Genomic DNA, 12,163 nt, shown 5'->3' on the forward strand with positions numbered 1-12,163 from the left:
CGTTTTGATCAAATCGGCGCAGGCGATCCGACTGCTTGCGCCATCCCAACACAGGGAGGCGATACTTCATGATCAAGTACAGAGAAACGCTTCTTGCAAATATCCATAAACAGATTGAGACGTGGTACGACCAGGAGGTTCCCGTCCCTCATGATGATCTTTATCGATTTCTCCATTCGTTGAAGGGAACTGCGGGGACGATTGGATTGAACGACCTATCTGATCTGTCTCAACTCCTTCTGGGTCAAATGGATGACATGCCTGCCAAGGATTGGTCGCTCGGTGAATGGCGATTGTTTTTGCAAGAGTTGATCAGCTTGTGTTACGAACAGCAGCCGGAACAGGAAGTTTTTATCGAGAACTCCACTCTCCAACTGGAATCCCCTTGTGAGCAACAGCCTTTGGTCCTCATCCTGGATGATGACGTCACCCTGCTGATGTATCTAAAGGAATATTTAGAAAACCACAATTGGTCTGTCATCGCAACGGTCTATCCTCATAAGGCTCTCGACTATTTTCACGACATGAACCCTGACTGCTTCATTCTGGATTTGAACATCCCGGAAACGGGCGGCTTCCAAGTGATGCAGACGATTAGCGAAAAAATTAAGAAGCAATACGTGCCTACGACCATCATCAGCATTGATTGCGAACGGGAGACCCGTCTGAATGCCTATCGTTTGGGCGCAGATGACGTCATGAGCAAACCGCTTGATATGGAAGAGTTGGTCGTACGCCTCGAACGCCAGCTTCGCCGGAAGCGCTGGATGAACAGCATCTTGTTTTTGGACGAGCTCACGGGTGTCAACAATCGGAATTCTTTTGTTGATACGTACCAACGGCTTCTTTCTGATGCCCAGCGAACCAACACCCCCTTCTCTCTGGCATTTTTAGATATCGATTTTTTCAAAGGGGTCAATGATACATACGGTCATCTGATTGGAGACGAGGTTCTGACTCGTTTTGCTGCTTTCATTGGGCAGAGCGCGGAAAAACATGATGTAATATTCCGGTACGGCGGAGAGGAATTCATCCTGCTGATGCCACGTACGACTGTAGAGACAGGAAAGATGCGCCTGGAGCAGATGCTCTCTGCTTTTTGTTCGCTTACGTTTGAGGCTTCTGGAGGAACGTTTTCTTTGAGCTTTTCCGGTGGAATCGTACAAGTAGATGATCCTCATAAACCGCATACGTATTGGGTAGAAGCTGCAGACACTGCTTTGTATGCGGCCAAAAATGCGGGGCGGCGCCGGATAGAAACCGCTCAAATCACAGAGACGCATGATCCCCCTAAGGTAAAACTGAAGGTCGCGATTATCGATGACGATCCGATGATTCGCGTGATGCTTGCCGATTCCATCCAAACCTGTTTTGACGGTTGGATGCACGTCGACATCCAGACTTTCGAAGAAGGAGCAGCTTTCTTTGACTCCTCTTGGCATCAGGGACAAGAGCCTTATCTCGTCATTTTAGACGGGATGATGCCACAGATGGATGGCCTCGAGGTTCTAAAGAAAATCCGGAATTTGCCGAATGCCAAGAAATATACGGTGATCATGCTAACAGGCCGTACGGAAGAGCAAGACATAGTCCGTGCCCTTCAGCTCGGTGCTGACGACTATATGACCAAGCCATTTCGTACGCGCGAACTGGATGCTCGCATCACACGACTGGTTAAGCGAATGTTGTAAGGAGGTAGCAAGATGGCAACCATTATGCTGGCCGAAGACGAAGCCGTGTTGCGCATGTTGATTGGCGACACGCTCGAAGACGAGGGACACGAGCTCGATATCGCTTGCGATGGAGAGGAAGCTCTGCAAAAAATCGGCCAAAATGAGTACGACCTGATTATTTTAGATTATATGATGCCGAAGCTGACAGGCTTTGAAGTATTGCAGCAGCTCAAACAGATGGACGATAAAAAGGCAGTCAAGGTCCTGATCCTCTCGGCCAAAAGTCAACATGCCGAACAGGAGAAAATGCGTGCAGCTGGTGCTGATGACTTCATGCCGAAGCCCTTTAGCCCGATGGATCTTGTGCGGAAAGTGGAGGAAATGCTCGCATGACGGGGTTCTTGGCGTTTATCAGAAAAAGCATCACACGTCGCTTCATAGCGATGATGCTTCTTTTTCTGTTACTTCTGATTGCGGGCGCTGGCATCGTTCAAGATTTGAATAGCAACGCATTAACCCATTATCAGACGGAGATATACAATACCAAGGAAAAACAAAATTTGGTCGCAGACATCGCTGAGCACACGAACCAGATCTTTTTTCGCGCAAGGGGTTATTACGCTTTTTTGAGCCCATCTGAATACAATGAGCTATTTGTTGAAAAAAAGAAGCTGGAACAAGCGCTGGATGAATTTAAGAAGCTCCCGCTCAATGATGAGGAGAAAGCGCTTGTCGCTTCAATCGAATCTTTCTTCACGAACTTTTTTGCCAATGTGTTTCCTACTTTTTCGAGTTATGCAAAGAACGGAGACTTTGAATCCCTGCGAAAAGCTTCGGCCAGTGGCGTGAATCAGGAAGTAAACAACCTGCTTAAATACGCCGGGCGGTATCAGGAAGAGCACGATCAGCTTTTGTATACGAAAAACCAACTACTGTTCGAAGAGTTGTCACAGCTAAGCACCTGGTTTCTCGTGTACTCGCTGATGGTGCTGGTGATCATGATAGTAGTCACCATTCAAACTACGCGGGATATCGGCAGGCCGTTGGTTCGTCTATCCCAAAATGCTGAACAGTTCGCTAATGGCGGTACACCTCTTTTGCAGGATTTGAACAGGATTGACGAAATTGGTAGACTCTCCCGCTCCCTCGACTATTTGATCAGGCAAATTCAAGCCAAAGAAGAAGTGCTCATGGCGCAAAACGAAGAGCTGCAAGCCCAGCAGGATGAACTGATGATGCAGCAAGAAGAGTTACAAGAAGCACTCGGCAAGATGGAGGAAAACGAACGGTACTTGGAAAAGAAAAACCGTTTCATCCTCTCTTTGTCGAATACGCTGGATAAAGATGAGCTGCTGTCCAGTATCATTCGCAATATAACTGAAGTCATGGATGCCGATAAAGGTGTCGTCGTCATGTTGAACACTGACAGGGACGCAGCTAGCTTTGGCGTTTCCCAGAACGGTCTGGAGCAATTGCGCAAAGGATTGGATGATGGTCCATTCGTGCGAATCAGGGAAACGGGCCTGCCATATGTCCTGATGCGCGAAAGTACTGACGCTGAGCGCGGCTACACGGAGGAAATGTCACAAACATTTGAGCTTTACCTCCCAGTATTAGATGCCCAGCAGACAATCGTTGCATGTATCATCATCTCCCGGATCGGTCGAAAATTCACGAATCAGGAGCTACAAGTCATCATCGGAATAGCCAAGCAGATTTCCTTGGCACTCGACAAGCTCGCGATGTACGAGGAGACAGAACGGCAACGTAAAATGACGCAGGATATGCTCGATTCTGTTCAAGAAGGCATTCAGCTTATTGATCTGAGTGGAGAAACACTTCAGGTGAACTGGAATTTTTGTGAGCTCTTGTGTTACGACCATCAGCTCGCTTCGCAAGGGTTTGACTTGGAACAGTTCCTTTCCCATCTACAGAGTCGAACCTCTGAGCCTGATCGGCTGATTCAATATGTCAGATCTGTCGTTTTAGACGAAGGTGCCATTCCTTCAGGCAGTATTGTGTTTCAGATGACCGGACCGCAAGTACGCTATATTCAGCTCTATGCAGAGCCACTGTACCGGAACCAAGAGAAATGGAGTACCTTGCTCGTTTACCGTGACTTCACCAAGGAATACGAGATCGACCAAATGAAATCGGAATTCGTCAGTACGGTCAGCCATGAGCTGCGTACTCCTCTCGCCAGCGTACTTGGCTTTGCGGAGCTGCTGTTAACGAAAAAGCTCAAGCCCGAACGTCAACAGCGATACATAGCGACCATTTATCAAGAAGCTACTCGCTTGACTGCACTAATCAACGATTTCTTGGATTTGCAACGCATGGAATCCGGCAGACAGACTTATGAGCTAGAGAATGTTGCCATTGATCAAGTGATTCGGGATATTTTCGAACTTCATCGAGTCCAGTCCCCTCTCCATCGGTTTGAACTCGATTTGCAAACGGAGCAAACCGTTGTTTATGGAGACCAAGCCAAGTTGCATCAAGTATTTTTGAATCTGATCAGTAATGCCGTCAAATACTCCCCGCATGGTGGTCATATCCGGGTGGGTTGTCGACAAGATGGCAATCGCTTGCTCGTGGAGGTCCAGGATGACGGGCTCGGCATTCCTTCCGAAGCCATCCCTCACCTGTTCACCAAATTTTATCGCGTAGATAACTCGGATCGTCGCGAGATTGGCGGTACTGGATTGGGTCTCGCCATTGTTCAGGAGATCGTCCATATGCACCATGGAGAAGTTTCCGTTACGTCCGAATCGGGCAAGGGTAGTACATTTACGGTTACTCTTCCATTGACTGAGCACGCTTTGTCCCCCGGCTATCCAGCGGGAAGTGAGGAGGCAGTTTCTCCAACTGGTCAATGCAAAGGAAACGTTGTGATCGTCGAGGACGATTTGAACTTAACCGAGCTGCTGCGTCATGAGTTAACATGCTCTGGATTCAGCGTCAATTCCTTCTCTACGGCGTCTGAGGCAGTAGAAGCAATCGAGGAGCTGCGACCGGATGCTGTCGTGCTTGACCTAAACTTGAAGGATGGCGAGAGTGGTTGGAAGGTCATTGAGGAGATACGCAACAACCCGGATTTACGAACCATTCCGATCGTGATCTCCAGTGCTTTTGAGGAAAAGAAAAAGGCATTTGATCTGGGGGCAACTGGTTATCTGATCAAGCCTTATCATCCAGATACCTTGTCTAAAGCGATTTTGCTGGCTATCACGAATCAAGAAGCCACAGGACAGATCTTCATTCCTGACGAACAGTAAAGATGGCCATGGGCAAAAGAGGCTGCGACGATGAAAGCGCGGCCTCTTTTTTTACCTTCTACCAAAGAAAATCTTGGTATATTCATGCGCTTTCCATCACACATTAATAGAGGTTACTTTGTGCACTTTTGCCCTGCAAAGGAGGAGTTCATGTGTATTTCTCAAAAAAAGCAGTCGTTCCAATCGAAGAAGAGGAAACAGATGTATGGACGTGCAGTAACGAGGGCTGTACGTGCTGGATGAGAGATAACTTTTCCTTTGATAAGAGCCCGAACTGCCCCTTTTGCCATTCCAGTATGGTAAAGGACACGCGCATGCTACCGGTCCTAACCAATCACAGCAGCAAACGGAACTCGTAAGCCCTTCTTTTCTTTTTTCTTGCGGGTACTCTTCCTCTTCTCTACAATAAGCTCATGACGTACGAATGTTAGAGGAGTATGCCCATGAACCGAAAAGAAATGGAAGATCAAGTGATCCAAGCCTACCAGCGCGACGAGGGCATGATGATTCTTGTTTTTGCCCAATGGTGTGTGAATCACGGTCTAGATGCACGCGAATTATACCGCCGCGCTTATCCCGCTCAAGGGGAAAATGCGTTACTCGCTCAAATGCTGGACAATACCGTACCAAAGGAAGAAGCAGAGGACATTCCTGATGCGACTCTCCTTGGTGTATTGTCGCTGTTTGGCAATGACGATTTGGCGTTTGTGGTCAATGAAACCATCAATGAAATGAAAAAGAATCCGAAATAATGTATGAAAGCCATACTCGCGCGAAAGCTACACGCGCGGGTGTGGCTTTCTTTCTTTTTATCTTTTCCAGAATTCCCCTCCCCTGTCCAAATACGAATCAAAGAAAACTTTATTATCATAAATCCATTCACAGGTTATTGTTTGAGCGACAACGTCAGCCGACAAACGATGAAATGGAGAATATCGAAATGTATACAGATTCAAAAATCTTGAAATCTCTGTTTTACATCCAGCTCTTCTCAAGTTTTCTCGTTGTAGTCGGTCATTTCACGGCTTCTGCACTTTCTTTTACAGATCCGTTTTGGATCGTGGCCCTCAATCAGATCAGTCGCTACGGCACTGTCCTGTTGACGATCGCCACCGGTTATTTGACTGCTTATTCTTTTGAAGCCAAGAGCCCTACTGCTCGCGAGTTTTTTTCAGGGAAGCTTCTGTATATTTTTGTTCCCTATTTAGTATCTGGTGTCCTGTATCATTACTTGTTGAAAAAAGGGATGCCTTATACTGCCCAGGACTTTACGAACATTGTTTTAGGCAAAACGGGTGACCATCTGTACTTTGTGTTTATGATTTGTCAGTATTACGTTTTTGCCTATCTGTTTCGACGTGTGATCACGAAGCGCAACATTTTGTATGCTATTTGGATTCTGCTCGGTATTCAATACGTCTACATCAACTACATCCATCAGGGCTGGTTCGGGCTCACTACGCGTCATATGCTCCCGAGCTGGATTTTTACCCTGTACATGGGGCATATGTTGTATTGGTACCGTGAATCGATCCTTTCCTTTTTGCGAAACAACCGCTCGATCCTGACGCTGATGACGGGTGTTTCCACTGCGGCTGCGATGTTTTTTGTTGTCTCAAACAAGCTGTATGTGGCTGTGCATTTGACTTTTGTCTTCGCTACGCTTTTGTCGTTTCTCGTGCTCATGATCTTCTTTTTGGAACGCGTCGATCGTTTGCACATCAAGTTTCGAAAAGGGCTGACGTATTTTATTTTCTTGTTCCACTCTGCCTTTTTGATCATGTTCAAAGATTATTTGTTTGCGAAATACGGCGAGGTCGCTTGGCTGTTTGAAAACACGTGGTACTCGCTGTTGTACTTGCTCCTGATTATCGGCTGCAGTTGTCTGTTGGCACTCATGCTGGTCTGGCTGGTCAACAAGCTGGAGCGTATCTCCAAAACCATACGGCAAACAAGCAGGCAGCTTTCCACTGGCAAATAAGTAGCCACGTCCTTTTTCACAAAAAAATGACCTATTCATGATGCACGTCTGTTATTGAGCGTGCCTTCATGGATAGGTCGTTTTTTGTGCATTAGATATGATGGCTCATCGACATCGCGCCACTCGTACATATGTCGCAGGGTCTGAATTTCATGGAAAATTTCGTCTGCTCATCAGTAGACTCGCATGTAATCTTTCCTCCGTGCCGCTCAATGATTTCTTTGCAGACATATAAGCCAATTCCAGTACCGAGCTCCTTCGTCGTGAAAAACGGTTCAAAAATAACCGAGAGCAGGTCAGGTGGAATTGGCGATCCATTGTTGGAAACGGTAATCAAGGAACTGTCAGGCGTTTGGGACACGTCAATGATGATCTCCTTATCGCCTGTTTTTTTATGTAACGCATCCAGCGCATTCGAAATGATGTTGATAAACACCTGCTTCATCTCATCCTTGTAGCCTTTTAGTTGAAAGGTAGGATCGATACTGCATTGGATATCCACATTCACGTCAACGATATTCGGATAGAGGAAGGACAGAATCTCATCAAACAACTCCCAAACGCTAAAAACCTCCATTTGCTTATAGACCGCTCCCTTTTTCGAGACCAGCAAAAACTGCGAAACCCGGTAATTCAATTGCCGCAGCTCATTTTCAATAATTTCTACGTAAGGGAGATTCGGGTAATCTTCTTTTAACAAACGAGAGAATCCCATAATGGAAGTAAGCGGGTTTCGGAATTCATGGACGAAGCTGGACGCCATTTGCCCTAGAATCGTGAGTCTGTCTTTGTGAGAACGCTCGATAAATAGCTTCTTCTCTTCCAAATCGTTGTCTTTGAGGTCGGTGTATTTGAAGACAGCGTGTACCAAAAAGACATCAAAGCATTCGTTTATTTTCAATAGGGCAGGCATTAAAGTGGCAGGCGTAAACGGACCTTTTTGGAGAAGATCGATAACCATTTCCCGGCCCATGCACACGTTGGAAACAAAATCGCCAATGTTGGTCTCTGCCCGGTTTCGTTCATATGCGACCTTGTAAGCCAGTTCTTTAATATCCTCAAGAGTGATTTCCGAACGAAAATATTCAATAACCATACGATACAGTGCTTGGCCATTCAGATGGATCAATCCCTTGTATTGATCACTGTCCGAAACGGCAATTCGTCGCTTGAATTCTTTTACGATCATTGCCTCGTGCTCGTCCAAATATACTGCCAAGTCATCCATCGGCATCTATCCCCACTCCGAATAATAGGGCAAATCCCCTTCCAAGCTATTATACTATCATCATCATTAATTAACTAAATATTTTTACTACTTTAACAAAAAGAAATAACAAGGGAAAAGGAACTACTTGTCATCGTAGCTCCTTTTTGCCTACTACGTACTTATTTTTATAATCGTCAGGGTCGCACCAGCCCCTGTCAGGAGGGTAGCTGTTCCCAATAATCCAAACAGTTGCAGCGTGATTGTGGCTCCAGCGGTGAGAGGAGCGATGACGGTATTATTGAACGATGAAAGTGAAATAGCTGGCGAGATGATCGTCGGCGTGTATGGCGTCCCATTTATCAAGATCCTTGAGCTAACCAGTAACGCGGCAGTTGTGTTAATGGAATACGAAATTAAATAGTTGCCTGCTGATGGAACCGTAAACACCGTATTGGCGCCATTCACCGTAATGCCACCTGTTAACACCTGGTTGTTCGGTAGAGGGATATTCGTTCCTCCTAGGACTACTGCTATGAGAGATCCTGAGGTATTGGCCCCGAAGGCGTTGATGTTGGTGAAGACCGTACCTGTTGCTCCGGTAGGGCCGGTATCTCCAGTGGCTCCGGTTGCACCAGTGGCTCCAGTGGCTCCTGTCGCTCCGGTGGTTCCGGTGGTTCCGGTGGTTCCGGTTGCACCAGTAGCTCCGGTGACTCCCGTAGCACCAGTAGTTCCAGTGGTTCCCGTTGCTCCTGTGACTCCGGTCTCTCCTGTCAATCCGGTTGTTCCGATTGTTCCCGTTGTTCCGGTCTCTCCCGTTACTCCGGTTGCTCCTGTGGTTCCCGTTGCTCCAGTTACTCCTGTTGTTCCTGTCGCTCCAGTTGCTCCGGTGACTCCTGTTGTTCCTGTTGTTCCTGTTGTTCCTGTTGTTCCTGTCGCTCCGGTTACTCCCGTGGTACCGGTTGTTCCAATTGCTCCGGTGGTTCCTGTCGCTCCAGTTTCTCCCGTTGCCCCTGTTACTCCGGTTGCCCCAGTTACTCCGGTTACTCCAGTTACTCCAGTTACACCCGTTACTCCGGTTTCTCCTGTTGCACCCGTCGCTCCGGTTTCTCCGGTTTCTCCGGTTTCTCCTGTTGCACCCGTCACTCCGGTTTCTCCGGTTGCTCCGGTGGCTCCAGTTACTCCGGTTTCTCCAGTTGCTCCAGTTACTCCAGTTGCTCCAGTTGCTCCAGTTACTCCGGTTGCTCCAGTTGCTCCAGTTGCTCCAGTCACTCCGGTATCTCCGGTTGCCCCAGTTACTCCGGTGACTCCGGTGACTCCAGTTACACCCGTTACTCCGGTTGTTCCTGTCGCTCCAGTTTCTCCGGTTGCACCCGTCACTCCGGTTTCTCCTGTTGCACCCGTCACTCCGGTTTCTCCTGTTGCTCCTGTCGCTCCAGCTTCTCCTGTTGCCCCAGTTACTCCGGTATCTCCTGTTGCTCCAGTTACTCCGGTATCTCCTGTTGCTCCAGTTACTCCAGTTACTCCTGTTGCTCCAGTCGCTCCAGCTACTCCGGTATCTCCTGTTGCTCCAGTTACACCCGTTACTCCGGTTTCTCCAGTTGCCCCAGTTACTCCGGTATCTCCTGTTGCTCCGGTTACTCCGGTTGCTCCGGTTACTCCGGTTGCTCCGGTTACTCCTGTTGCTCCAGTTGCTCCAGTTTCTCCTGTTGCACCCGTTACTCCGGTTTCTCCTGTTGCTCCGGTTGCTCCACTTGCTCCCGTGGTTCCGGTTGCTCCAGTCGCTCCAGCTACTCCGGTTTCTCCAGTGGCTCCAGTTACACCCGTCACTCCGGTTTCTCCCGTTGCCCCAGTTACTCCGGTGGCTCCAGTTGTTCCTGTTGTTCCTGTTGTTCCTGTCGCTCCGGTTTCTCCTGTTGCACCCGTCGCTCCGGTTGCTCCCGTGGTACCGGTTGCTCCGGTTGCTCCCGTGGTACCAGTTACTCCAGTTGCTCCAGTTACACCCGTTACTCCGGTATCTCCCGTTGCCCCAGTTACTCCAGTTTCTCCTGTTGCTCCAGTTATTCCGGTTTCTCCAGTTACTCCGGTGACTCCAGTTACACCCGTCACTCCGGTATCTCCTGTTGCCCCAGTTACACCCGTCACTCCGGTGGCTCCAGTTGTTCCTGTCGCTCCGGTTTCTCCCGTGGCTCCGGTTGCTCCGGTTGTTCCGGTATCTCCTGTTGCACCCGTCACTCCGGTTTCTCCTGTTGCTCCGGTTGTTCCTGTCGCTCCGGTTTCTCCTGTTGCTCCGGTTGTTCCTGTCGCTCCGGTTTCTCCCGTTGCTCCGGTTGTTCCAGTTGCTCCGGTGGTTCCAGTTGCTCCGGTGGTTCCAGTTGCTCCGATTGCTCCGGTTGTTCCGGTTGTTCCGGTATCTCCTGTTGCACCCGTCACTCCGGTTGCTCCTGTTGCTCCAGTTACTCCGGTTTCTCCTGTTGCTCCGGTATCTCCAGTTACTCCGGTTTCTCCGGTTTCTCCAGTTGCCCCAGTTACTCCGGTTTCTCCTGTTGCTCCAGTTACTCCGGTCGCTCCGGTCGCTCCGGTTTCTCCTGTTGCACCCGTCACTCCGGTTTCTCCAGTCACTCCGGTATCTCCTGTTGCTCCGGTGGTTCCTGTCCTCCTCCCGCTCCAGTTTCTCCTGTTGCCCCAGTTACTCCGGTGACTCCAGTTACACCCGTCACTCCGGTTTCTCCCGTTGCCCCAGTTACTCCGGTGACTCCAGTTACACCCGTCACTCCGGTTTCTCCCGTTGCCCCAGTTACTCCGGTGGCTCCAGTTGTTCCTGTCGCTCCAGTTGCTCCTGTTGCACCTGCCGCTCCGGTTTCTCCAGTGCTACCGGTTGCCCCAGTTACTCCCGTATCTCCAGTTACTCCAGTTGCTCCAGTTACTCCGGTTTCTCCTGTTGCTCCAGTCGCTCCGGTATCTCCTGTTGCTCCGGTGGTTCCTGTCCTCCTCCCGCTCCAGTTTCTCCTGTTGCCCCAGTTACTCCGGTGACTCCAGTTACACCCGTCACTCCGGTTTCTCCCGTTGCCCCAGTTACTCCGGTGGCTCCAGTTGTTCCTGTCGCTCCAGTTGCTCCTGTTGCACCCGTCACTCCGGTTTCTCCTGTCACTCCTGCCGCTCCGGTTTCTCCAGTGCTACCGGTTGCCCCAGTTACTCCCGTATCTCCAGTTACTCCCGTATCTCCAGTTGCTCCAGTTACTCCGGTGGCTCCGGTTGCGCCAGATGTTCCAGTCGCTCCGGTTTCTCCTGTTGCTCCAGTCACTCCGGTTGCTCCTGTTGCTCCGGTATCTCCAGTTACTCCGGTATCTCCTGTTGCTCCAGTCACTCCGGTTTCTCCGGTTGCTCCAGTCACTCCGGTTTCTCCGGTTGCTCCGGTTGCTCCGGTTGCTCCGGTTGCTCCAGTTTCTCCTGTTGCTCCGGTTGTTCCTGTTGCTCCAGTTTCTCCTGTTGCTCCAGTTTCTCCTGTTGCACCCGTCGCTCGGTTGTTCCTGTCGCTCCAGTATCTCCCGTTGCCCCAGTTACTCCGGTGGCTCCAGTTGTTCCTGTCGCTCCAGATTCTCCTGTTGCACCCGTCACTCCGGTTTCTCCTGTTGCTCGGTTGTTCCTGTCGCTCCAGTATCTCCCGTTGCCCCAGTTACTCCGGTGGCTCCAGTTGTTCCTGTCGCTCCAGATTCTCCTGTTGCACCCGTCACTCCGGTTTCTCCGGTTTCTCCAGTTGCTCCGGTTTCTCCAGTGGTACCGGTTGCCCCAGTTACTCCGTATCTCCAGTTGCTCCAGTTACTCCGGTGGCTCCAGTCACTCCGGTTTCTCCAGTTGCTCCGGCTGTTCCTGTCGCTCCAGTTTCTCCCGTTGCCCCAGTTACTCCGGTGGCTCCAGTTGTTCCGGTTGTTCCTGTCGCTCCAGTTTCTCCCGTTGCCCCAGTTACTCCGGTGGCTCCTGTTGCTCCGGTTTCTCCAGTGGTACCGGTTGCCCCAGTTACTCC

8 protein-coding genes and 1 pseudogene are annotated in these 12,163 nt (G+C 49.7%); 6 read left to right on the top strand and 3 right to left on the bottom strand.

What is annotated here, in order from left to right:
* Positions 1-68 precede the first annotated feature (68 nt).
* The 6 genes from HP567_RS28000 to HP567_RS28025 all read left to right on the top strand — a co-directional run bounded on the left by HP567_RS28000 (position 69) and on the right by HP567_RS28025 (position 6,932).
* Positions 69-1,691 carry a response regulator gene (locus tag HP567_RS28000; protein ID WP_173612476.1) on the top strand — a complete coding sequence of 541 codons (1,623 nt, stop codon included), beginning with the start codon at positions 69-71 and terminating at the stop codon, positions 1,689-1,691.
* Positions 1,692-1,703: 12 nt separating this feature from the next.
* On the top strand, positions 1,704-2,066 hold the full coding sequence (locus HP567_RS28005; protein WP_069852954.1) for a response regulator transcription factor: 363 nt from the start codon (positions 1,704-1,706) through the stop codon (positions 2,064-2,066).
* Positions 2,063-4,951, top strand: coding sequence for an ATP-binding protein (locus HP567_RS28010; protein WP_173612475.1), 2,889 nt, complete (start codon positions 2,063-2,065; stop codon positions 4,949-4,951). Before HP567_RS28005 ends, HP567_RS28010 begins: the two co-directional genes overlap by 4 nt.
* A 152-nt stretch (positions 4,952-5,103) precedes the next feature.
* Positions 5,104-5,310 carry a cold-shock protein gene (locus tag HP567_RS28015; protein ID WP_173612474.1) on the top strand — a complete coding sequence of 69 codons (207 nt, stop codon included), beginning with the start codon at positions 5,104-5,106 and terminating at the stop codon, positions 5,308-5,310.
* An 84-nt stretch (positions 5,311-5,394) separates the two neighbouring features.
* On the top strand, positions 5,395-5,703 hold the full coding sequence (locus HP567_RS28020; protein WP_106785682.1) for a hypothetical protein: 309 nt from the start codon (positions 5,395-5,397) through the stop codon (positions 5,701-5,703).
* A gap of 188 nt (positions 5,704-5,891) precedes the next feature.
* A complete protein-coding gene (locus HP567_RS28025) occupies positions 5,892-6,932 on the top strand; it encodes an acyltransferase family protein (RefSeq protein ID WP_173612473.1) in 1,041 nt (346 codons plus the stop codon).
* A 91-nt stretch (positions 6,933-7,023) separates the two neighbouring features.
* Here the strand turns inward: HP567_RS28025 and HP567_RS28030 are convergent, their stop codons facing one another.
* The 3 genes and pseudogenes from HP567_RS28030 to HP567_RS30130 form a co-directional block, all read right to left on the bottom strand.
* On the bottom strand, positions 7,024-8,166 hold the full coding sequence (locus tag HP567_RS28030) for a sensor histidine kinase (RefSeq protein ID WP_173612472.1): 1,143 nt from the start codon (positions 8,164-8,166) through the stop codon (positions 7,024-7,026).
* A 147-nt stretch (positions 8,167-8,313) separates the two neighbouring features.
* The gene (locus HP567_RS29905; RefSeq protein ID WP_304502567.1) at positions 8,314-10,761 is read right to left on the bottom strand and encodes a BclA C-terminal domain-containing protein; all 2,448 of its coding nucleotides are present in this window, start codon (positions 10,759-10,761) and stop codon (positions 8,314-8,316) included.
* Between the two features lie 47 nt (positions 10,762-10,808).
* Positions 10,809-12,094: pseudogene (locus tag HP567_RS30130) on the bottom strand (hypothetical protein); the annotation flags it as partial.
* Between the last annotated feature and the right edge of the window lie 69 nt (positions 12,095-12,163).

The sequence above is a fragment of the Brevibacillus sp. M2.1A genome, from assembly GCF_013284355.2.
In the GTDB taxonomy this organism is placed as follows: domain Bacteria; phylum Bacillota; class Bacilli; order Brevibacillales; family Brevibacillaceae; genus Brevibacillus.

What these genes read in the sequence shown, in the direction of transcription:
- HP567_RS28000 (WP_173612476.1), top strand. Translation starts at nt 69, where the DNA reads ATGATCAAGTACAGAGAAACGCTTCTTGCAAATATCCATAAACAGATT.
- HP567_RS28005 (WP_069852954.1), top strand. Translation starts at nt 1,704, where the DNA reads ATGGCAACCATTATGCTGGCCGAAGACGAAGCCGTGTTGCGCATGTTG.
- HP567_RS28010 (WP_173612475.1), top strand. Translation starts at nt 2,063, where the DNA reads ATGACGGGGTTCTTGGCGTTTATCAGAAAAAGCATCACACGTCGCTTC.
- HP567_RS28020 (WP_106785682.1), top strand. Translation starts at nt 5,395, where the DNA reads ATGAACCGAAAAGAAATGGAAGATCAAGTGATCCAAGCCTACCAGCGC.
- HP567_RS28025 (WP_173612473.1), top strand. Translation starts at nt 5,892, where the DNA reads ATGTATACAGATTCAAAAATCTTGAAATCTCTGTTTTACATCCAGCTC.
- HP567_RS28030 (WP_173612472.1), bottom strand. Translation starts at nt 8,166, where the DNA reads ATGCCGATGGATGACTTGGCAGTATATTTGGACGAGCACGAGGCAATG.